The sequence below is a fragment of the Nocardia sp. NPDC057353 genome, assembly GCF_042667085.1.
Classification (GTDB): domain Bacteria; phylum Actinomycetota; class Actinomycetes; order Mycobacteriales; family Mycobacteriaceae; genus Nocardia.
Genome location: NZ_JBHVAK010000016.1, coordinates 1 through 19,890, shown reverse-complemented (window position 1 = coordinate 19,890; position 19,890 = coordinate 1). Strand labels below are relative to the sequence as shown.

Genomic DNA, 19,890 nt, shown 5'->3' with positions numbered 1-19,890 from the left:
CCGTGACCAGAGTCATCGATGGCCTCGCCAATGTGCACTTCGGCGAGGTCGAGCAGCAGCCGGACTGGATGCTGAAGGTCCGTGACGACTACTTCAAGGGCCCGAAGTCCATGTTCGCCCAGCCGGAGCTGGACGAGCTGATCGAGGAGATGGACGAGCAGGGCGTCGAGAAGGCGATCCTCATGTACAACATGCGCAAGCCGTCGGCGACCGCGCTGAAGTTCGTGGAGGCGCGGCCCGAGCGGTTCGCGCTGGCCATCAACGGTGTCGACCTGCTGCGCCCGGTGGCCTCGCTGCGCGAGCTCACCGCGCTCACCCGCGACCTGCCGGTCGCCTACACCGCCGTCGGCGCGAGCTTCTGGGGCGAGGGCAGGTACCCGCCCAGCGACGCGGTCTACTACCCGCTCTACTACAAGTGCTCGGAGCTGGGGCTGCCGCTCTGCATGAACACCGGCATCCCGGGCCCGCCGATTCCGGGCGAGGTGCAGAACCCGATCTACCTCGACATGGTCTGCGTGCGCTTCCCCGAGCTGAAGCTGTGCATGATCCACGGCGCCGACCCGTGGTGGGACGTGGCGATCCGGCTGCTCATCAAGTACCAGAACCTGCGGCTCATGACCTCCGCGTGGTCGCCGAAGCGGCTGCCGGAGAGCCTGATCCACTTCATGCGGACCCGGGGCAAGCAGAAGGTCATGTTCGGTTCGGACTGGCCGGTGCTCCCGCTGCGCCGCGTTGTCCCGGAGGCGCTCGCGCTCGACCTGCCCGCCGACGTCCTCGACAACTACCTCTACGCCAACGCGCAGGACTTCTTCTTCGGCGAGAGCACCACCAAGGAGCACGGATGAACCGCTACGAACTGCGCAGGCAGGACTACAGCCTCTCCGAGGACCAGGCCGAACTGCAGGCCGTTTACGCCAAGTTCTTCCGCACCCGCTGCCCGATCGAGACGGTCCGCGCGGCCGAGGGCACCGGGTTCGACAAGAGCCTGTGGGAGCAGCTCTGCGGCACCGGGGCGACCCGCATGGCGCTGCCGGAGTCGGCGGGCGGCGACGGGGCGGGGCTGGTCGAGCTCACCCTGGTCGCCGAGGAGCTGGGCCGGGTGCTCGCGCCGGTGCCGTGGATCGAGCACGTCGTCGCGGCCCGGCTGCTGGCCCGGTTCGGGCAGCTGCCGGACGACACCGTGCAGGGCAGGCGGATCGTCGCGCTGAACCCGGACCCGGCCGCGCGGCCCGGCCCTCGGCTGATCCCCGCCGGGGCGGTCGCCGACGAGGTCGTCCTGCTCGACGGCGAGGACGTGGTCCGGCTGACCTTCGACAGCCCGCCCGCCCGGGTGGAGAACATCGGCAAGCTGCCGATGGCCTGGGTGGCCGCGGGCACCGCCGACTCCGCCACGGTGCTGGCGAGCGGCCCGGACGCGGTGGCCGGGTACCGGCGCGCGCTCGACGAGTGGCGGGTCCTCTCCGCCGCCGCGCTGGTCGGGCTGCTCGACGAAACCCTGCGCATCGCCGCCGAATTCGCGACCACCCGCTACACGCTCGGCGTCCCCATCGGCACCCTCCAGGCCATCTCGCACCCGCTGGCGAATATCGCCGTCGCGGTGAACGCGGGCCGCAACCTGAATCGCCGCGCCGCCTGGTTCCTCGACCACGAGCCGGAGCACCAGCCGGAGCTGCCCGCCGCGGCCTTCGTCTTCATCACTGGCGAGGCGCCTGCCGCGGCGACCATGGCCGTGCAGGTGCAGGGCGGTCTCGGCGTGTCGGCCGAGGCGGCGTCGGCGGCCTACCTGGTGCGGGCGCGCGGCTGGGCACTGGCGGGCGGGGATCCCGCCCAGCACGCCCGCGAGCTCGCCGAGACCGTCGCCCGGCGCGAAGCCGCCGCCCTTTCCGCATAGGAGAACGCAGACATGGATTTCTCACGCGTGGAGCTGTCCGACGAGGACACCGCCTTCCAGGCCGAGGTCCGCGCCTTCCTGGACGAGCACGTCACCGACGAGGTGCGCCGCCGCGACCGGGAGACCGGCGACAACTTCGACGAGGGCGTGCACCTGGCCATGGCCGCCGCAGGCTGGCTCGCCGCCGAGCTGCACCAGGAGGGCGGGCCGGAGCTGAACCGGCTGCGCGAGCGGCTCTGGGACCTGGAGAAGCGCCGCGCCGAGGTGCCGTGGGTGACCTGGGGGACGACCAAGATCGTGGTGCCCTCGGTGCTGCGGCACGGCTCGAAGGAGCTCCAGGACGAGGTGCTGCCCGGCGTGCTCGACGGCACCGTCCGGCTCTGCCTCGGCTACACCGAGCCCGAGGGCGGCTCCGACGTCGCCACCTGCAAGACCCGCGCGGTGCGCGACGGTGACCACTGGATCATCAACGGCTCCAAGATGTTCACCACCGGCGCGCACAACTCCCGCTACGTCTTCCTGATCACCAACACCGACCCCGCGGCGCGCAAACACAAGAGCCTCACCATGTTCCTGGTGCCGCTGGACACCCCCGGCATCGAGATCCAGGGGCTGCGCACCGTCGACGGCGACCGCACCAACATCGTCTACTACAGCGACGTGCGCGTGCACGACCGCTACCGCCTCGGCGAGGTCAACGACGGCTGGGCGGTGCTGCTCGGCCCGCTCAACGAGGAGCACGGCGTGGTCGACGCGGCCAACGACGGGCTGCAGGACGTCTCGATCATGACCCACCAGGGCTCCACCATGGCGACCACCGTCGACCGGGTCGCCGGGCTCGCCGCCGACCGGGTCGCCGACGACCCGTCGGCGGCGGTGCGGCTGGGCCGCAGCTTCGCGAAACTCGAAGCCGCGCTGAGCGCGCCGCACATGTTCGGCCGGGTCGCGCTGGCCCAGACCATGCGCGACATCTCACCCGACCTCATGGATGTGCTCGGCCCGGCGGCGGCGCTGCCCGCAGGAGCCGATGGCGCCGCCGACGAGGGCGCCGCGGGCTACCTGTACCGGTGGGCGCCGCTGTGCGGCATCTACGGCGGCACGCTCGAGGTGTTCCGCAATATGATCGCCCAGCACGTGCTCGGCCTCGGCAGGCCCGCCTACGCGCCGCCGAAGAAGCCGGTGGCCGCGAGCTGATGCCGGAGAACGAAGCGCCGCGCCGCCCGCTCCCGCTGCTGACCCCGCAGAACGAGTTCTTCTGGACCTCGGGAGCGGACGGGCGGCTGCGAGTGCAGGAGTGCCGGTCATGCACCTCGCTCATCCACCCGCCGCAGCCGGTGTGCCGGTACTGCCGGGGCGCGGACATGGGCGTACGCGCGGTGTCCGGCGCGGCCACCCTGATCGGGTTCACCGTCAACCACCGCTTCGCGCTGCCCGGCCTGCCCGCCCCCTACGTGGTGGCGCAGGTGGCGCTGACCGAGGACGCGCGGGTGCGGCTGACCACCAACGCCGTGCAGTGCGACCCGGACAAGCTGCACCTCGGCATGGCGATGGAGGTGGTGTTCGAGCAGCACGACGATGTCTGGCTGCCGCTCTTCCGTCCGGCGCCGCCGCCCGCGCTGCCCGCGCCGCTGCCCGAGGACGAGGTCACCGCTGACACCGTCGCCCGGTACGTCCGCCGTCCCGCGAGCACCGCGAAGTTCGAGGACAAGGTCGCGATCACGGGGATCGGCGCGACACCCCCGGGCCGGCGCACCATGGCCGACCCGCTGGCGCTCACGCTGCGGGCCTGCCGGGAGGCGGTGGCCGACGCCGGGTTGCTGCTCGACGACATCGACGGCCTCTCGACCTATCCCGGCCCCAACCTCGGCCCGTTCGGCGAGGGCGGGGTCACCGCGGTGGAATCCGCGCTGGGGCTGCGGCCGACCTGGCACAGCGGCGGGCCGGAGACCTTCGGGCCCGGCGGCTCGGTCATCGCCGCCATGCTCGCGGTGGCGAGCGGGCTGGCCAGGCATGTGCTGTGCTTCCGCACCATCTGGGAGTCCACCTACGGCGAGCTGGTGCGCACCGGCAGGCTTGCCCCGCCCGGCGGCCGCACCGACAGCTGGCTGGTCCCGTTCGGCGCCACCTCGGCCGCGCACACCCTGGCGCAGAACGCGCAGCGGCACTTCCACCGCTACGGCACCGACCGGGAAACCCTCGGCCGGATCGCGCTCAACCAGCGCGCCAACGCCGCACTGAACCCGGACGCCGTCTACCGCGACCTGCTCACCATGGACGACTACCTGGACGCTCGCCCGATCACCACCCCGTTCGGGCTCTACGACTGCGACGTCCCGTGCGACGCGGCCGTTGCCGTCGTCGTCTCGGCCAGGGACGCCGCCGCCGACCTGGCCCGCCCGCCGGTCCTGGTGGAGGCCGTCGGCACCCAGATCATCGAGCGGCTGGAGTGGGACCAGAGCACACTCACCCACGAGCCCCAGGTCATCGGCCAGGCCGCGCATCTGTGGACCCGCACCGACCTGCGCCCGGCCGACGTCGATGTCGCCCAGCTCTACGACGGCTTCACCTTCAACTGCCTGTCCTGGATCGAGGCGCTCGGCTTCTGCGGAATCGGCGAGGCCAAGGATTTCCTGCGGGACGGGAAGAACATCGCCCTCGACGGCGTGCTGCCGCTGAACACGCACGGCGGCCAGCTCTCGCACGGCCGCACGCACGGCATGGGGTTGCTGCACGAGGCGATCGTGCAGCTGCGCGGCGACGGCGGGGCGCGGCAGGTCGCCGACGCCTCGGTCGCGGTGGTCTCCAGCGGCGGGCTCACCCCCAGCGGGGTGCTGTTGCTGCGGGCCGACCGGTGAGGGCCCGCACCGTCGAGGTCGACGGGATCCCCGTGTCGGCGCTGTGCGCGGAGGTCGACGAGCCGCGCGCGGTGCTGGTCGCCGTGCACGGCGGCGCCGCCAATGCGCGCTACTACGACCTACCCGGCCATCCGCGCTCCTCGCTGCTGCGCACCGGCGCCGCGCTCGGCTTCACCGTGCTGGCGCCGGACCGCCCCGGCTACGGCGCCTCCGCCGTTGCCGAGGCCGAGTTCCGGTCGCCGCGGCGGCGGGTGGACGCGATGTACCGCACCGTCGACGCCCTTCTGGGTGCCCGCAGCCGCGGTGCGGGCGTCTTCCTGATCGGGCACTCTGCCGGGTGCGATCTCGCGGTCCGCATGGCCGCCGACGAGCGCGGCGACGCGCTGCTCGGGCTCGAACTCGCCGGGACCGGGCTGGTCCGGCAGGAGCGCGCCATCCAGCGGATCGCCGCCCTGGTCCGGGAGCAGGACCGCGCGGGCATTCGCGACCTGCTGTGGCAGCCCGCCAGGGTGTATCCGCCGGAGTTGTTCGGCGGCAGGCCGATTGCCGACAAGGCGCCCGGCTACGAGGCCGATGTCGCGGTGGACTGGCCCGACGACTTCCGGGCGCTCGCCTCCGATATCCGGGTCCCGGTGCGCTTCACCTGCGCCGAGCACGAATCGGTGTGGCGCTGCGACGACGAGGCGCTCGACGAGGTGCGCGGAATCTTCTCCGGCGCACCGCGGTTCGCGGTCAACCACCAGGCCGACGCCGGGCACAACCTCAGCGCGGGGCATGGCGCCACCGCCTACCACCTCGGCGTGCTCGCTTTCGCCGAGGAATGCGCGGTGGCGGCGGAGTCCACGCCGGACGAGAAGGAGCGCGGCGCGTGAAGTACGTGCTGGAATACCCGAGCGAGCAGCCGATCGCCCCGATCGACTTCCTGCGCCCCGAGGTGATCCGCGAGGTCGCCGAGCGCGCCGAGGCGGTCGGCTTCGACGCGCTCGCGCTGAGCGAACACCCGGCCCCCTCGGCCAAGTGGCGCGGCGCGGGCGGGCACGAGACCCTCGACCCGATCGCGGCGCTCGGCTTCGTGGCCGGGGTGACCACCCGGCTGCGGCTGCTGACCAACCTGTACGTGCTGCCGTTCCGCAACCCGTACCTGTCGGCGAAGGCGCTCGGCAGCCTGGACATCGTCTCCGGCGGCCGGTTGATCGCCGGGGTCGGGGCCGGGTATCTGCGCGCCGAGTTCGCCGCGCTCGGGGTCGACCACGAGCGGCGCGCCGCCCTCTTCGACGAGGCGCTCGGCGCGCTGCGCTCGATCTGGACCGACCCCGCGACCCCGGTGGGCGGCGCACCCGGCGAGATGTGGTCACAGCGGCCGGTGCAGCGCCCGTATCCTCCGATCTGGATCGGCGGCAACGGCGCCGCGGCCCGACGCCGGGTGGTCGTGCACGGCGACGGCTGGATGCCGATCATCGCCGCGGCGCGCATGGCCGCCGCCATGCGCACCACCGCGCTCGAGACTCCCGAACAGTTCGGGACCGCGGTCGATCGCCTGCGGCGCGACCTGGAGCGGGCGGGGCGCGACCCGGACTCGGTGACGATCCAGGTGGTATGCCCGCACTTCCGCTTCGACGACCCCGCGAGTGTTGCCGAGGCCCGCGCAGTGCTCGCGGATCTCGCGAAACGCGGCGCCACCTCCGCGGTGGTGCACGCCGACGGCAGCGCCCCGGCGGCGACCGCGGCATTCCTCGACCGCTTCGGCGAAACATTCCTCGACGACTGGAGAACATCGTGAAGGTTCCGTTCACCTGGAAGGTCACCGGCTGGTTCATGATCGGCTGGTCGGCCGAGTTCCAGCAGGGGGAGACCCGCCCCCTGCGCTACTTCGGCGAGGACCTCGTCGGGTACCGCGACGAGGACGGGCAGGTGCACGTGCTCACCGGGCACTGCCGCCACCTGGGCGCGCACCTCGGGCACGGCGGCAAGGTCGTCGGCGACTGCATCGAGTGCCCGTTCCACGGCTGGCGCTGGGGCCCGGACGGCCGCAACAAGCACATCCCGGGGGAGAACCGGGTCAACCGCGGACTCAAGCTGCGCGTCTACCCGGTGAACGAGCAGAACGGGTGCGTGTTCATGTGGCACCACCCCGACGGCGCGCCGCCGAGCTGGGAGATGCCGGACATCCTCGGGCTCTTCCCGGATCTCGCCAGGGACCCGGACTCCTTCTACCGGCCCTACCCGGAGTTCTCCCGCAAGGCCGAGCGCGAGCCGGTACACCCGCAGGTCGTGCTGGAGAACGGCCCCGACAGCGCGCACTTCCGCTACGTGCACCGTGCGACGGTGACCCCGAAGATGCTCGAATGGACCGAGGAGGGCCACACCTGGAACTTCCTCACCGGCTGGCCCGACGTGCGCAGCGAGGACCCGGACGCCATGGCGCTGCGCATCCACGCGCAGATGTTCGGCCTCGGCGGCTCGATCAGCGCCTTCGAGGGCTCGTCCAACCACCGGCTCATCTTCGCCTCCACGCCCGTGGACGACGAGAGCTCCGACCTCTTCTACTCCATCTGGTGGCCCAAGCTGCCCGGTGACGACGGCGACGTACCGCCACCGGAGGTGCAGGCCAAGGTGGAGCGGCAGTTCCTCGTCACGGTCTGGGACGACCTGAGCATCTGGCGCTACCAGAAGTACGTCGAGCACCCCGCGCTCTCCCCGGCCGACGCGAAACCGTACATGTCGCTGCGTAAGTGGGCGACGCAGTTCTACGACGTCCCCGCCGAGGCTCAGGTGTGAGCAGGCTGCTGCCCGCCGAGCTCGTCGCCCCCGGCCGGACCGCGCTGATCACCCAGGAACTCCAGGGTGCCGTCGTCGGCCCGGCCGCCGGGCTGCCCGCGCTCGCCGCGGCCGCCCGCGCCGAGGCGCTGCCGAACATCGCCGCGCTGCTCCCGGTGGCCCGCGCGGCCGGGGTCACCGTGGTGCACTGCCTGGTCGAGCGCCGCGCCGACGGCCGCGGCTCCAACCGCAACGCCGCGCTCTTCGCCCTCGGGCGGCGCGGCGTCGCGGTGACCCCGGGCAGCCCCGGCGCCGCGCTGCTCCCCGAGTTCGGCCCGGAGCCCGAAGATCTGGTCTCGACCCGCCGCCACGGGCTCGGCCCGATGGGCGGCACCGACCTGGATGCCACCCTGCGCAACCTCGGCATCCGCACCCTCGTCGTCACCGGCGTCTCCCTGAACGTGGCGATCCCGAACCTGGTCATGGACGCGGTGAACCGCGCCTACGACGTCGTGCTGCCCCGCGACGCCGTGGCCGGGGTGCCCGCCGAGTACGGCGCCGCCGTCATCGCCAACTCCCTCACCCTGCTCACCACCGTCACCACCACCGCCGAACTGCTCGAGGTCTGGTCGCGGTAGTCACCGGATCAGCTCACGGCGCCGGGCCCCCGCCACCAGCAGCCCGACGGCGACCCAGACGACGGGCCAGGGCGCGGGTTCGAAGACGATCGCCGCGAACGCCGACCAGATGCCCAACCCGGCGGCGAGGAACAGGGGCGGGACGATGTCGCGGCGATCCAGCCACAGCACGAGCCCGCCGATCAGTACGAGCGGTACCCCGAAACTGCCTGCGGTGAGCCAGAAGGCGCTGTTCGCCGGGCTCATGTCGATGATGTCACCGCCCGCACCCCACAGCGCGCCGGAGAACCAGTCGCCGCTGTGTCGGGGGGTGGTGAGCGCGAACCCGGCCACCAGATGCGCGGCGCCGAGGAGCAGGAGGAGGCGGCCTGCCCAGGTGATCATGTCGGTCTCCCATCCAGATACGGAACTATAAGTTCCGAAACTCGTAGTTCCGTATACTAGGGGAGTGAGCGAAGGCAAGCAAGGCGGGCGGCCGCGCGACGAGCAGGTCGACCGGGCCATCGCCCGGGCGGCGCGCGAGCTGCTGGCCGAGCGCGGGTACACCGGTTTCACGGTCGACGCCGTCGCGGCGCGGGCCGGGGTGGGGAAGGCGGCGATCTACCGCCGCTTCCCCACCAAGCAGGAGCTGATCTACACCGTCGCCATCCACGGCGCGAACGGCGAACCACCGGCGGACCGCGGCTCGCTCGCCGCCGACCTCACCGCGGTCTGCCGCACCCTCGCCGAGCAGCTGGCCGCCGCGCCGCCCGGCGTCTACACGGGGTTGCTCGCCGACCTCTACGGCTCCTCCGGGCTCGCGACCCGCTTCTCCGAGGTGTTCCTCGCCCGACAGCGCGCCGTGCTCGAGGAGGTGCTCGGCCGGGCGGTCGCGCGCGGCGAGCTCGCCGCCGCGCCCGACCCACTCGTGCTGCACGCCCTGGTGGTCGGACCGCTCTTCGTCTGGCTCTTCGTGCTCGGCGGTGCGCCCGAGGAGGTGCGGAAGCTGGTCGACACGGTGGTCGCGGGGGTGCTCGCCGTCCTGCGCTAGTCGCTCGAGGGCAGCTGGGCGGCCTGCTTGAGCCCCAGCGGGATCCCGGCGACGGCGAGGCTGCCCGCGCCCGCCCGGGTGACGAGCAGCTCGGCGCCGCTCTCGTGGGCGTAGCGCTTGCCGAGCACCGTGCCCTCGGCGAAGTCGGGGTCGAGCACGGCACCCGCCTGCTCGGCGCCGAGCGGGACCAGCGGCGCCCCACCGCAGGTCAGGCTCTCGAGCGCGGCGGTGGACTTGACCACGATCACCTGGGTTTCGCACACCTGGCTGGCCAGGCGGGTGCCGTTCCTGATCACACTGTCTCCTTGTCGATGGCGGTGAACTCCGCGACCAGGTCGCGGCGCAGGATCTTGCCGGTCGGGGTGACCGGCAGCTCGTCGCGGAAGACGACGCGGTCGGGGGTTCTGGAGCCGCGCAGGGCGGCGCGGACGTGGGCGCGCAGGGCCTCCGGGTCGGCGACCGCGCCGTCCGCCGGGACGACGACGGCGAGGATGATCTGACCCCACTCGGGGTCGGGCACGCCGACGACGGCGACCTCGCGCACCGCGGGGTGCTCGACCAGCACGTCCTCGAGCTCGGCGGGGGCGATGTTCTCGCCGCCGCGGATGATGGTGTCGTCGGAGCGGCCGCCGAGGAACAGGTAGCCGTCCGCGTCGAGCTCGGCGAGATCGCGGGTGGGGAACCAGCCCTCGGCGTCGAGCGCCGAGCCGATGCCGGTGTAGTTGCCGGACACTTGAGGGCCGCGGACGAACAACTCGCCGGTGGCGCCGGGGCCGAGCACGGCCCCCGACTCGTCGCGGACCTGGAGTTCCACACCGGGCACCGCGCGCCCGACCGAGCCGAGCCGCCGGGCGACAGCGGGGTCGGCCGCCGCCGCGGCGATCCGGTGGTCGTCCGGGGTGAGGACGGCGATGGTGGAGCTGGTCTCGGTCAGCCCATAGGCATTGACCAGGCCGACCGACGGCAGCAGCGCCATGGTCCGGCGCACCAGGGGGAGCGGTGCCTTCGCGCCGCCGTAGGCGAGGGTGTGCAGGGACGGCAGCTCGACCGGGTGCTCGGTGAGCTCGGTGACGATCCGGTCCAGCATGGTCGGGACCACGGTGGCGTTGGTGACCTTCTCCGTGTGGACCAGCCGGACCCAGTCGCGGGCGTCGAACCGGCGCAGATAGACGATCTTCCGGCCCGCGTACAGGTTCGACAGCGCGGCCCCGACGCCCGCGATGTGGTACGGCGGAACGCAGACGAGCACCGCGTCCTCCGCTGCTGCGGAGCCGAAATCAACGGTGCCGGTGACGTATTCGTTGAGGTTGGCGTGGGTCAGCTCGACCGCTTTCGGCTGCGCGGTCGTGCCCGAGGTGAAGAGCACCACCGCGACGTCGTCCGGGTCGGGGAAGACCGGCTCGGGAGGTGCGGCGTGCGCCCTGGCGGTGGCCAGGAACAGCGCGGTGTCCACCACCTGGTGACCGGCGCCCCGCATCACCTCGGCGTACTCGCGGTCGGCCACCACCAGCGGCGCGGGCAGCCGGTCGACGAGTTCGTGCAGCGCCGCGGCGCCGAGCCGGTAGTTCAGCGGCGTGAACGAGAGCCCGGCGCGGGCGCTCGCGAAGAGCAGCAGGGGGAGCGCGAGTCCGCCGGTGCCCACGTAGGCGACGTGGCGCACCCGGGACTCCAGCAGGAACCCGGCCGCCCGATCCGCCATGGCGTCCAATTCGGCAACGGTGACCGACGCACCGTCGGCACTGACGGCTACGCGGTCCGGATCGCCGGAGACTGCCATGTCGAGCAGTAGCGACACGCTCATCGCGACGCCGCTCGGCGGGGAAGGGCGAGATGCATGGTGACTGTCCTCCGAATGTCAGGGATGGGATACGCGGTCGCGCCGCCGCCTGCGCTCGACGGCGAAGCGGGCGGCGCGCTCGATGGCCTGCGCGGCGGAACCGGGCCGCCAGCCGAGCTCGCGCACGGCCTTCCCGTGGTCGAGCGGGCCGGTGTGCCTGAGCAGGTTCACCGCGGTCGCGTTCAGGACGATGTCGCGGCGCAACAGCCGCCCGATGATCGAGGCCATCCGGCCCACCGCCACCAGGACGAGCAGCGCGATGCCGAAGCGCGGTGCGGGCACGTTCCCGGCTCCGGCCGCGATGCGGTAGATCTCCCGCTGGGACACGAAGCGTTCGGAGACGATGTAGCGCTCGCCCGGCCGCCCGTGCTCCCCGGCCAGCAGCAGGGCGCGAGCGGCGTCCTCGACATCGACGACCTCGGACGCGACACCGCGGAAGTACACAGGCATCCGCCCCAGCGCCGCGAGCGCGACGAGGGAGCCGTGCGGGGTCGGTTGCCAGTCGCCGGTGCCGTAGGTATTTGCGACGCACATCGCGACCGCGGGCAGCCCGTGCTCACGGCTGTGCCGCAACACGAGCTCCTCGGCTTCGCGCCGCGACCTGATGTAGGCGCCCCCGGCCTCCGCCCAGTCGAACGGCGTGTCCTCGGTTGCGGGAGCGGGCCCGTCACCGAGCCCGACCGTGCCGATGGTGCTGGTGAACACGAAGCGCCGCAGCCGCGTCTCGGCAGCGATCCGCAGCACACCGCGCAGCCCGTCGACATTGGTGCGGAACAGCGGCGCCGGGTCGCGCAGCCATGCGCGGGTGTCCACGACACAGTAGTAGACGACTTCGCACCCGGACATGGCGGCACGAACGGCTGCTTCGTCGAAAATGTCCCCATAGTGCCGCTCGACATCCAGATCATCGATCCCGCGGGTGGGGCTGGTCTCGCGCAGCAGCACCCGCACCCGGTCGCCGCGGGCGACGAGCTGCCTGGCGACGTGCGACCCGAGAAACCCGCTGGCACCCATGACCAGCACCGGCGCGGTGGTGAGGGGATCCATCGATCTGCTCCTAGAGAACGGCGCCGGATTCCTTGGCGGCGATGATCTGATCCCAGTCCATGCCGAGCTCGAGCAGGATCTCCTCGGTGTGCTGGCCGTACTCGGGGGCGCGGGTGGGCGCGGGCGGTGTCTCGTCGAACTGGACCGGTGCGGCCACCGTGCGGAACTGCTCGCCCGCGTCGTCGGTCAGGGTCAGGAAGTAGCCGTTGGCCTGGGCCTGGGGGTCGTCGAGCACCTCGCGGGGGGTGGCGATGGTGGCCCACACGCCCGGCTCGTCGGCGAGCGCCTGCTGCCAGTCGGCGAGGTCGCGCTCGGCGAAGGTGCGGCGCAGCTCGGCGGTGGCGACGTCCTGGTTGGCGACCAGGTTCGCCAGCGGGACGAAGCGCTCGTCGGTGCCGAGGTCGGGGCGGCCGATGCGGGCGCAGAAGCCGGGCCAGAAGCGGTCCGCCTGCAGCAGGACCAGCTGGATCCAGCGGCCGTCGCGGGTGCGGTAGCGGTTCACCGCGGGGTTGGGGGCGGTGCCCGCCTTACCGACCGGGATGCGGTCGATGCCGAAGTAGTCAGCGGCGGCGATGTCGGGGGCCACCGCCCACATGCCCTGCGCCAGCAGCGAACTGTCCACGATCGGGGCGTGCCCGGTGCGCTCCCGGTGGAACAGCGCGGCGGTGATGCCGCCCGCCAGCGTGATACCGCCCTGCAGGTCACCGAAGGCCGGGGTCTGGGTGACCGGGAACTCCTGGTCGGCCACGGTGAGCGCGTGCGCGACGCCGCCCCTGGCCAGGTAGCTCGCGGCGTCGAAGCCCCCGCGGTCCTTCTCCGGCCCGCGGCTGCCCTGCCCGCTGCCCCGCGCGATGATCACCGTCGGGTTGAACTCGCGGATCTGCTCCACCGTCAGCCCGGCGCGCTCCAGCGGCGCGGGCAGCCAGTTGGTGAGGAAGACATCGGCGCGGGCGATGAGCTCGCCGAAGATCCGCCTGCCCTCGGCGGACTTGATGTCGACGCCGATGCTGCGCTTGCCGTGGTTGCCGATCTCCATCATCACGCTCGCGCGCACCCTGGCGGTGGCCGGGTCGAGGCCGCCGATGGTGAGGTAGCGGCAGGGATCACCGCCCCTGGTGTCCTCGATCTTGATCACCTGCGCGCCCCAGTCGGCCAGTGCCGCCCCCGCGCTCGGGACATACGTCCACGAGGCCAGCTCCACCACCTGCACACCGTCGAGCAGTCCTGACATCGCCGCTCCTTCCCACGTCCGGTCGATCATCTTGAAGTACTATACGGTAAGAGTTACAGTTACTCACCCGATACCGTTGTCGGGACCAACTGGAGGGCTTGTGAGCGACGTTCTCGGAGCACGGACCGCCCCGGTCATCGAGGTCGCGGCGCGCGCCGCGGCGCGGGCCGAACGCAGGATGCTGATCGACGGCGAGCTGCGGGCGGCCGCGGACGGCGCGGAGTTCGACAACATCGCCCCCGCGACCGGGCAGCTGCTCGGCGGCACCGCCGCCGCGACCGCCGCCGACATGGACCGGGCGATCGGCGCGGCGCGGCGCGCGTTCGACGAGACGGACTGGCCGGTGAACCGCGCGCTGCGCAAGCGCTGCCTCGAGCAGCTGCAGGCCGCGCTGGAGAGCGAGAAGGCCGAAGTCGGCGAGGAGCTGATCGCCGAGGCGGGCTGCCCGGCCATGACGCTCAGCAATGCGCAGGTGGACTGGCCACTGGCCGAGGCGCTGCGCTACCCGCTGCGGCTCATCGACGAATTCGGCTGGGAGCGGGTGCTTCCCGGTGGCGGGCTGTTCGGCGAGCGCAATGTGCGCACGGTGGTGCAGGAGCCGGTCGGCGTGGTCGCCGCCATCTGCCCCTCGAACTTCCCGGTCGAGGTGGTGCTGAACAAGATCGGCCCCGCCCTGGCCGCGGGCAACACCGTCGTTCTCAAGCCGGACCCGCACACCCCGTGGAATGCGACCAGGCTCGGCAGGCTCGTCGCCGAGCGCACCGACTTCCCGCCGGGCGTGCTCAATGTGGTCACCACCCCGAGCAACGACGTGGCCGGGCTGCTGGCCACCGACCCGCGCGTGGACCTGATCTCGTTCACCGGCTCCACCGCGGTCGGCAAGCACCTCGTGCGCACCGCCGCCGACACCATGAAGCGCACCTTCCTCGAGCTCGGCGGCAAGTCCGCGCTCATCGTGCTGGACGACGCCGACCCGATGGCGGCCATCCGCAGCGCGATCGGGGTGTGCGTGCACGCGGGCCAGGCCTGCGCCGCCACCAGCCGCATGCTGGTGCCGCGGCATCTCGCCGACGAGATCACCGCCCAGGTCGCCGCCGCCTACGCCGCCGTGCCGCCCGCCGACCCCGCGTTGCCCGACACCCTGGTCGGCCCGCTGATCAGCGCCGTGCAGCAGCGCCGGGTGCTGGACGCCGTCGAGCGCGGAGTCCGCGACGGCGCCCGGCTGGTCACCGGCGGCGGCGTCCCCGACGACCTCGCCCCGCACCTGCGCGACGGCTTCTTCGTGCGCCCCGCGGTCTTCGCCTGCGCCGACAACACCCTGCCGATCGCCCGCGACGAGATCTTCGGCCCGGTGCTGGTGGTCATCCCGCACGACGGCGACGACGACGCGGTCCGGCTGGCCAACGACAGCGACTACGGCCTCGCCGGTGCGGTGCTGTCCAGCTCGCCCGAGCGCGGGATGGCGGTGGCACGGCGGGTCCGCACCGGCGCGATCGGGGTCAACGGCGGCATGTTCTACGGCGCCGACGCCCCCTTCGGCGGAGTGAAGCAGAGCGGGCTCGGCAGGCAGTGCGGGCTGGAGGGCTTCCAGCAGTACCTGGAGACCAAGACGATCGGCACCCGCAGCCCCCGGCCGCGGTGAACAGGAAGGCGAAATCGGTGGCACGACTCGAAGGCAAGGTCGCGGTGATCTCCGGCGCGGCCCGCGGCCAGGGCCGCTCGCACGCGGTGAACCTGGCGGCGGCGGGCGCGAGCATCATCGCGCTCGACATCTGCGCGGACCTGGCGGGCAACACCTATCCGCTGGCGCGGCCCGAGGACCTGGAGGAGACGGTCCGGCTGGTCGAGAAGGAGGGCGTCCCCGCCTGGTCGGCGGTGGTCGACGTGCGCGAGCGCGGCGCCGTCTGGAGCGCGATCGAGGAGGGCGTCGCGGCGCTGGGCGGGCTCGACATCGTGGTCGCCAACGCGGGCATCGCCCCGCTCGGCAGGGGCCAGACCATCCAGTCCTGGTCCGACACCATCGACACCGACCTGGTCGGGGTCTTCAACGTGGTGCAGGCGAGCCTGCCGCACCTGAACGACGGCGGCTCGGTGGTCGCCACCGGCTCGCTCGCCGCCCAGCTGGGCAGCTCGACCAAGCAGGGCCCCGGCGGCTCGGCGTACAGCTTCGCCAAGCAGGTCGTCGCGCACTACGTCAACGACCTCTCGATCCAGCTGGCGAAGCGCTCGATCCGGGTGAACGCGGTGCACCCCACCAATGTCGACACCGACATGCTGCACAACGAGGGCATGTACCGGATCTTCCGCCCCGACCTGGAGAGCCCCACCCGCGAGGACGCCGAGCGCTCCTTCGGCGCCATGCAGGCGATGCCGGTGCCCTACATCTCCCCGCAGGACGTCTCGAACCTGGTGGTCTTCCTCGCCTCGGACGAGTCCCGCTACATCACCGGCAGCCAGCTGCGGGTGGACGCGGGCGGCTACGTGAAGGCCAAGCCGTGGAAAGCGTGACGACGGCGTACAAGCTGTTTCGCTGCCTGGTCTGCAACTTCGAGTACGACGAGGCGCTGGGCTGGCCGGAGGACGGCATCGAGCCCGGCACCCGCTGGGACGACATCCCCGCGGACTGGAGCTGCCCGGACTGCGGCGCCGCCAAGGCCGACTTCGAGATGGTGGAGGTCGCCCGGTGACCGTCCCGGCCACCGGGCGGGTCGTCATCGCGGGCACCGGCATCGCAGGCGCCACCGCCGCCGAGACCCTGCGCAAGCGCGGCTTCGCGGGCGAGATCGTGCTGCTCGGCGCCGATCCGGCGCCGCCCTACCGGCGGCCGATGGTCTCCAAGGAGCTGCTCGCGGCCTCGTTCCCGGCGGAGAAGGCGCTGCTGCGCCCGGCCACGGCGTGGCCGGAGCTACGCATCGATCTGCGCACCGGCGTCCGGGTCGAGGCGATCGACCCGGACGCGGCGCGGGTGGCGCTCGACGACGGCACCGAACTCGGTTACGACGCACTGCTCCTCGCTACCGGTGGCAGGCCTCGGACGCTCGGCGTGCCCATCCCGGGCGCCTTCACACTGCGGGATCGGCACGACGCCGTGGCGCTGCGCGACGTACTGGCCCGGCCCGGGGTCGAGGTGGCGGTGGTCGGCGGCGGCCTGATCGGCACCGAGGTGGCCGCCTCGGCGCAGGCGGGCGGTGCGCGGGTGACGATTCTGGAGGCGGGGCCGCGGCTGCTCGACCGGGTGTTCCCGCCGCCGGTCTCGGCCGCGCTGGAGCAGGTGCACCGCGCACGCGGGGTCGCGGTGCACACCGGCGTCGCGGTGACGGGGGCGGACACCGTCTCCGGCTGCACCCGGCTGTGCTCGGCCGACGGCCGCGAGTGGATCGCCGACGCCGTCGTGGTGGCGGTCGGCATGACCCCGAACGACGAGCAGGCCCGCGCGGCGGGGCTGCGCGTCGAGGACGGAATCGTGGTGGACGAGTTCTGCCGCACCTCAGTACCGGGCGTCTACGCCGCGGGCGATGTCGCCCGCTTCCCGGATCCGGTGCACGTCGGGCACGTCCGGGTCGAGCACTGGAACCACGCCCAGTCGCACGGCGCCGCCGCGGCGGCGGCCATCCTGGGCGAGGCCGCCCCGTACCGCGAGGTGCCGTGGTGCTGGACCACCCAGTACGGGCGCACCGTGCAGGCGGCGGGCAGGCCGGGTGCGGGCGCCGAGCTGATCGTCGACGGCGACCCCGGCGCGGATGCCTTCCTCGCGCTGACGCTCGCCGGGGACCGGCTCGTCGGCGCGGTCGCGGCGGGCCGACCGCGCGAACTGCGCGCCGCGCGAACCCTGATCGGGACCGGCGCCGGGTTGTCCCGTGCCCTGCTCACAGGCCCGATCGACCTCGTTTCGGTGGCGGCCGCGGCCGCCTGATTCCATTACCGCATGACATACTATTGGCATTACGACAACGAACCGCGCCCCCGTGGCGCGGCCCGACAAACCAGGGGTTGAGAGATATGGCCGAGCCCGTCATCGTCGGAGCGGCGCGGACCGCGATCGGACGGTCGTTCAAGGGAACGCTGGTGAACGTGCCCAGCGAGACGCTGGCGACCACCATCCTGCCCGAGGTGATCCGCCGCGCCGGGCTCGACCCGGAGGCCGTTGACGACGTGATCTTCGCCGAATCGCACTACGGCGGCGGCGATCTGGCCCGCTACGCCGCGGTCGCCTCCGGGCTGACCTCGGTGCCGGGGCAGGCGGTGAACCGGCACTGCGCGGGTAGCCTGACCGCCATCGCCAACGGCGCGGCGCACATCGGCACCGGCATGGAGCGGGTGATCGTCGCGGGCGGCGTGCAGTCGCTCTCCACCAACCCGGTCTCCCGGTGGCGCATCCCCGGCACCGCCGACTTCCAGGACGGCTGGATGCCGCCCTCGCACCCCGCGACCCCGGATGCCCCGACCCTGGACATGGCTATCACCGTGGGCTGGAACACCGCGCGGCTGGCCGGGATCTCGCGGGAGGAGCAGGACGCGTGGGCGGCCCGCTCGCACCAGCGCGCCATCGCCGCGATCGACGCGGGGAAGTTCGTCGACGAGATCGTGCCGCTGAAGGTCGAGCAGCCGGACGGCAGCGTCCTCGACTTCACCGTGGACGAGCATCCCCGCCGGGACACCACCGTGGAGAGGCTCGCCCAGCTGAAGGTGCTGCACCCGGAGATCGAGGGCTTCTCGGTCACCGCGGGCAACAGCAGCGGCATCAACGACGCCGCCGCGGCGGTGGCGCTCACCGCCCGCGACTACGCCGAGGCGGAGAACCTCGCGGTGCTGGCGCGGGTCCGTGCCTGGGCCAATGCCGCGGTGACCCCGGCCGAGACCGGCTTCGGAGCCGTGCGGGTCATCGGCAAGCTGCTCGACCGGGCCGGGCTGAAGCCGTCGGACGTCGCGCTGTGGGAGATCAACGAGGCCTTCGCCTCGGTCCCCATCGCCGCGGTGCGCGAGCACGGCATCGACGAGGAGCTGGTGAACTTCTCCGGCAGCGGGTGCAGCCTCGGCCACCCGATCGCGGCCTCCGGCGCCCGGATGATCACCACGCTGGTCCACGAGCTGCGCCGCCGCGGCGGCGGCATCGGCGTCGCGGCCATGTGCGCGGGCGGTGGCCAGGGTGGCGCCGTCCTCATCGAAGTCTGATCGAACGAGAGGAAACACAGTGTCTTTCGAAGGAACGGTTGCCCTGGTCACCGGCGGCGCCGGGGGGCTGGGTGCGGCCACCGTGCGGCGCCTGCACGCCGCGGGTGCCGCGGTCGTCATCGCCGATGTCGCCGATGACAAGGCCAAGCTGCTCGCCGACGAGCTCGGTGAACGGGCCGTCTACGTCCGCACCGACGTCCTGGACGAGGAGTCCGTCCAAGCGGCCATCGCCGCGGCGGGCGAGCTGGGCACGCTGCGCTACTCGGTGATCGCGCACGGCGGCTTCGGCGTGCTGGAGAAGGTCGTCAACCGCGACGGCTCCCCGCACACGCTCAAGGGGTTCACCGACACCATCGCGCTGTACCTGACCGGCACGTTCAATGTGCTGCGGCTGGTCGCGGCGAAGATCGCGACCCAGGAGCTGGACGAGCGCGATGAGCGTGGAGCGATCGTCATGACCAGCTCCATCGCCGGGTATGAGGGCCAGATCGGCCAGGCCGCCTACTCCGCGGCCAAGGGTGCGGTGATCGGGCTGACCCTGACCGGTGCCAGGGACCTGAGCGCGACCAAGATCCGGGTCAACAGCATCGCCCCCGGCACCATGCACACCCCGATCATGGAGCTGATCGGTGAGGAGGGGCTGGCCAAGTTCGCGGCCACCGTTCCCTTCCCGAAGCGGCTCGGCAAGCCGGACGAGTACGCTTTCCTGGCCCAGCACCTGTTGGAGAATCCGTACATCAACGGTGAGGTGATCCGGATCGACGGCGGGCAGCGGTTCCAGCCGAAGTAGCGGACTCGAGCGGCGCGGAGGTGGCGATGGCACCCGACGAGGTGGGCGATCCGCGCCGCTCGCGATCCCGGGCGCGGCTGCTGGCCGCCGCCACCGCGCTGGTGGAAACAGGTGGGGTGCACGCGGTCACGGTGGAGGCCGTGACCCGGTCCTCGCGGGTCGCCCGCACCACCGTCTACCGGCACTTCCACAGCATCAAGGAGCTGCAGGCCGCCGCGCTCGGCCAATTGCTGGCGCCGGTGGTGGCCCCCGCGCCCGCCACCGGCACCCTGCGCGACCGGCTGCTCGACCTGGTCCGGCGGCAGGCCGAGGTGATCGACACGGTTCCGCTGCACCTCGCGGCGCTCACCTGGGTCGCCATCTCCGGCGACGGGTCCGAGGAGGCCGGTTCGCTGCGCAACCGGATCATCGAGCAGTACCGGAAACCCTTCGACGAGCTGCTCGGCAGCGCCGACGGCAAGCGGGCGCTGGCAGGGTGCGACCCCGACGTCGCCCTGGCCCAGCTCTTCGGCCCCATCGTCTTCGCCAAGCTGGTCGGCTTCGGCGGAACCGGGCCCGAGCAGTGCGCCCACATCGTCGACGACTTCCTCACCGCGCGCGGCAGTCCCGGTGCCACATGAGAGCGGCCCCGGTCCGGTGGAC

Annotated in this window: 21 protein-coding genes; 16 read left to right on the top strand and 5 right to left on the bottom strand. The window is 72.5% G+C overall.

What is annotated here, in order from left to right; all coding sequences use genetic code 11:
* Positions 1–2: 2 nt before the first annotated feature.
* Genes ACFUUZ_RS10755 through ACFUUZ_RS10720 form a run of 8 tightly spaced genes read left to right on the top strand, consistent with a single transcriptional unit; the run spans position 3 to position 8,141 of the window.
* Positions 3–845, top strand: coding sequence for an amidohydrolase family protein (locus tag ACFUUZ_RS10755; protein WP_378694753.1), 843 nt, complete (start codon positions 3–5; stop codon positions 843–845).
* Positions 842–1,891 carry an acyl-CoA dehydrogenase family protein gene (locus ACFUUZ_RS10750; protein WP_378694751.1) on the top strand — a complete coding sequence of 350 codons (1,050 nt, stop codon included), beginning with the start codon at positions 842–844 and terminating at the stop codon, positions 1,889–1,891. The genes ACFUUZ_RS10755 and ACFUUZ_RS10750 overlap by 4 nt, the downstream gene beginning before the upstream one ends.
* Before the next feature lie 12 nt (positions 1,892–1,903).
* Complete coding sequence (locus ACFUUZ_RS10745; RefSeq protein WP_378694749.1) at positions 1,904–3,085, top strand: acyl-CoA dehydrogenase family protein; 1,182 nt, start codon at positions 1,904–1,906, stop codon at positions 3,083–3,085.
* On the top strand, positions 3,085–4,746 hold the full coding sequence (locus ACFUUZ_RS10740; RefSeq protein ID WP_378694747.1) for an OB-fold domain-containing protein: 1,662 nt from the start codon (positions 3,085–3,087) through the stop codon (positions 4,744–4,746). Before ACFUUZ_RS10745 ends, ACFUUZ_RS10740 begins: the two co-directional genes overlap by 1 nt.
* The gene (locus ACFUUZ_RS10735; RefSeq protein WP_378694745.1) at positions 4,743–5,618 is read left to right on the top strand and encodes an alpha/beta hydrolase; all 876 of its coding nucleotides are present in this window, start codon (positions 4,743–4,745) and stop codon (positions 5,616–5,618) included. Before ACFUUZ_RS10740 ends, ACFUUZ_RS10735 begins: the two co-directional genes overlap by 4 nt.
* Complete coding sequence (locus ACFUUZ_RS10730) at positions 5,615–6,526, top strand: TIGR03619 family F420-dependent LLM class oxidoreductase (RefSeq protein WP_378694743.1); 912 nt, start codon at positions 5,615–5,617, stop codon at positions 6,524–6,526. The genes ACFUUZ_RS10735 and ACFUUZ_RS10730 overlap by 4 nt, the downstream gene beginning before the upstream one ends.
* Positions 6,523–7,524: an aromatic ring-hydroxylating dioxygenase subunit alpha gene (locus ACFUUZ_RS10725; RefSeq protein ID WP_378694741.1), complete on the top strand. Its 1,002-nt coding sequence runs from the start codon at positions 6,523–6,525 to the stop codon at positions 7,522–7,524. Before ACFUUZ_RS10730 ends, ACFUUZ_RS10725 begins: the two co-directional genes overlap by 4 nt.
* A gap of 5 nt (positions 7,525–7,529) precedes the next feature.
* The gene (locus ACFUUZ_RS10720) at positions 7,530–8,141 is read left to right on the top strand and encodes a cysteine hydrolase (RefSeq protein WP_378694924.1); all 612 of its coding nucleotides are present in this window, start codon (positions 7,530–7,532) and stop codon (positions 8,139–8,141) included.
* Here ACFUUZ_RS10720 and ACFUUZ_RS10715 read toward each other — a convergent pair whose 3' ends face one another.
* Positions 8,142–8,525, bottom strand: coding sequence for a DUF6463 family protein (locus ACFUUZ_RS10715; RefSeq protein ID WP_378694739.1), 384 nt, complete (start codon positions 8,523–8,525; stop codon positions 8,142–8,144).
* Positions 8,526–8,589: 64 nt separating this feature from the next.
* On the opposite strand from ACFUUZ_RS10715, the gene ACFUUZ_RS10710 reads away from it, so the two are divergent.
* Positions 8,590–9,171 carry a TetR/AcrR family transcriptional regulator gene (locus ACFUUZ_RS10710; RefSeq protein WP_378694736.1) on the top strand — a complete coding sequence of 194 codons (582 nt, stop codon included), beginning with the start codon at positions 8,590–8,592 and terminating at the stop codon, positions 9,169–9,171.
* Here the strand turns inward: ACFUUZ_RS10710 and ACFUUZ_RS10705 are convergent.
* The 4 genes from ACFUUZ_RS10705 to ACFUUZ_RS10690 are packed head-to-tail and all read right to left on the bottom strand — an operon-like array spanning position 9,168 to position 13,286.
* Positions 9,168–9,467, bottom strand: a complete 300-nt coding sequence (locus tag ACFUUZ_RS10705; protein WP_378694734.1) for a hypothetical protein — start codon at positions 9,465–9,467, stop codon at positions 9,168–9,170. The genes ACFUUZ_RS10710 and ACFUUZ_RS10705 overlap by 4 nt on opposite strands.
* The gene (locus tag ACFUUZ_RS10700; RefSeq protein WP_378694732.1) at positions 9,464–10,972 is read right to left on the bottom strand and encodes a class I adenylate-forming enzyme family protein; all 1,509 of its coding nucleotides are present in this window, start codon (positions 10,970–10,972) and stop codon (positions 9,464–9,466) included. The genes ACFUUZ_RS10705 and ACFUUZ_RS10700 overlap by 4 nt, the downstream gene beginning before the upstream one ends.
* 54 nt (positions 10,973–11,026) lie before the next feature.
* Positions 11,027–12,055, bottom strand: coding sequence for an NAD-dependent epimerase/dehydratase family protein (locus ACFUUZ_RS10695; RefSeq protein WP_378694730.1), 1,029 nt, complete (start codon positions 12,053–12,055; stop codon positions 11,027–11,029).
* A gap of 10 nt (positions 12,056–12,065) precedes the next feature.
* Positions 12,066–13,286 carry a CaiB/BaiF CoA transferase family protein gene (locus ACFUUZ_RS10690; RefSeq protein ID WP_378694728.1) on the bottom strand — a complete coding sequence of 407 codons (1,221 nt, stop codon included), beginning with the start codon at positions 13,284–13,286 and terminating at the stop codon, positions 12,066–12,068.
* 100 nt (positions 13,287–13,386) lie between these two features.
* On the opposite strand from ACFUUZ_RS10690, the gene ACFUUZ_RS10685 reads away from it, so the two are divergent.
* From ACFUUZ_RS10685 to ACFUUZ_RS10655, 7 genes are all read left to right on the top strand, one after another.
* Positions 13,387–14,928 carry an aldehyde dehydrogenase family protein gene (locus tag ACFUUZ_RS10685; protein WP_378694726.1) on the top strand — a complete coding sequence of 514 codons (1,542 nt, stop codon included), beginning with the start codon at positions 13,387–13,389 and terminating at the stop codon, positions 14,926–14,928.
* Between the two features lie 17 nt (positions 14,929–14,945).
* Positions 14,946–15,794, top strand: coding sequence for a mycofactocin-coupled SDR family oxidoreductase (locus tag ACFUUZ_RS10680; RefSeq protein ID WP_378694724.1), 849 nt, complete (start codon positions 14,946–14,948; stop codon positions 15,792–15,794).
* Positions 15,791–15,973 carry a rubredoxin gene (locus ACFUUZ_RS10675; RefSeq protein ID WP_378694722.1) on the top strand — a complete coding sequence of 61 codons (183 nt, stop codon included), beginning with the start codon at positions 15,791–15,793 and terminating at the stop codon, positions 15,971–15,973. Before ACFUUZ_RS10680 ends, ACFUUZ_RS10675 begins: the two co-directional genes overlap by 4 nt.
* Entirely contained in the window at positions 15,970–17,199 is a 1,230-nt protein-coding gene (locus ACFUUZ_RS10670) for an NAD(P)/FAD-dependent oxidoreductase (RefSeq protein ID WP_378694720.1), read from the top strand. The genes ACFUUZ_RS10675 and ACFUUZ_RS10670 overlap by 4 nt, the downstream gene beginning before the upstream one ends.
* A gap of 86 nt (positions 17,200–17,285) precedes the next feature.
* Positions 17,286–18,458: a thiolase family protein gene (locus ACFUUZ_RS10665; RefSeq protein ID WP_378694718.1), complete on the top strand. Its 1,173-nt coding sequence runs from the start codon at positions 17,286–17,288 to the stop codon at positions 18,456–18,458.
* 19 nt (positions 18,459–18,477) lie between these two features.
* On the top strand, positions 18,478–19,248 hold the full coding sequence (locus tag ACFUUZ_RS10660) for an SDR family NAD(P)-dependent oxidoreductase (RefSeq protein ID WP_378694716.1): 771 nt from the start codon (positions 18,478–18,480) through the stop codon (positions 19,246–19,248).
* Between the two features lie 26 nt (positions 19,249–19,274).
* On the top strand, positions 19,275–19,868 hold the full coding sequence (locus tag ACFUUZ_RS10655; protein WP_378694714.1) for a TetR/AcrR family transcriptional regulator: 594 nt from the start codon (positions 19,275–19,277) through the stop codon (positions 19,866–19,868).
* The last annotated feature ends 22 nt before the right edge of the window (positions 19,869–19,890 follow it).

Coding starts and splice junctions, on each gene's coding strand:
- ACFUUZ_RS10750 (WP_378694751.1), top strand. CDS start 842: ATGAACCGCTACGAACTGCGCAGGCAGGACTACAGCCTCTCCGAGGAC.
- ACFUUZ_RS10745 (WP_378694749.1), top strand. CDS start 1,904: ATGGATTTCTCACGCGTGGAGCTGTCCGACGAGGACACCGCCTTCCAG.
- ACFUUZ_RS10740 (WP_378694747.1), top strand. CDS start 3,085: ATGCCGGAGAACGAAGCGCCGCGCCGCCCGCTCCCGCTGCTGACCCCG.
- ACFUUZ_RS10715 (WP_378694739.1), bottom strand. CDS start 8,525: ATGATCACCTGGGCAGGCCGCCTCCTCCTGCTCCTCGGCGCCGCGCAT.
- ACFUUZ_RS10700 (WP_378694732.1), bottom strand. CDS start 10,972: ATGAGCGTGTCGCTACTGCTCGACATGGCAGTCTCCGGCGATCCGGAC.
- ACFUUZ_RS10695 (WP_378694730.1), bottom strand. CDS start 12,055: ATGGATCCCCTCACCACCGCGCCGGTGCTGGTCATGGGTGCCAGCGGG.
- ACFUUZ_RS10690 (WP_378694728.1), bottom strand. CDS start 13,286: ATGTCAGGACTGCTCGACGGTGTGCAGGTGGTGGAGCTGGCCTCGTGG.
- ACFUUZ_RS10665 (WP_378694718.1), top strand. CDS start 17,286: ATGGCCGAGCCCGTCATCGTCGGAGCGGCGCGGACCGCGATCGGACGG.
- ACFUUZ_RS10655 (WP_378694714.1), top strand. CDS start 19,275: ATGGCACCCGACGAGGTGGGCGATCCGCGCCGCTCGCGATCCCGGGCG.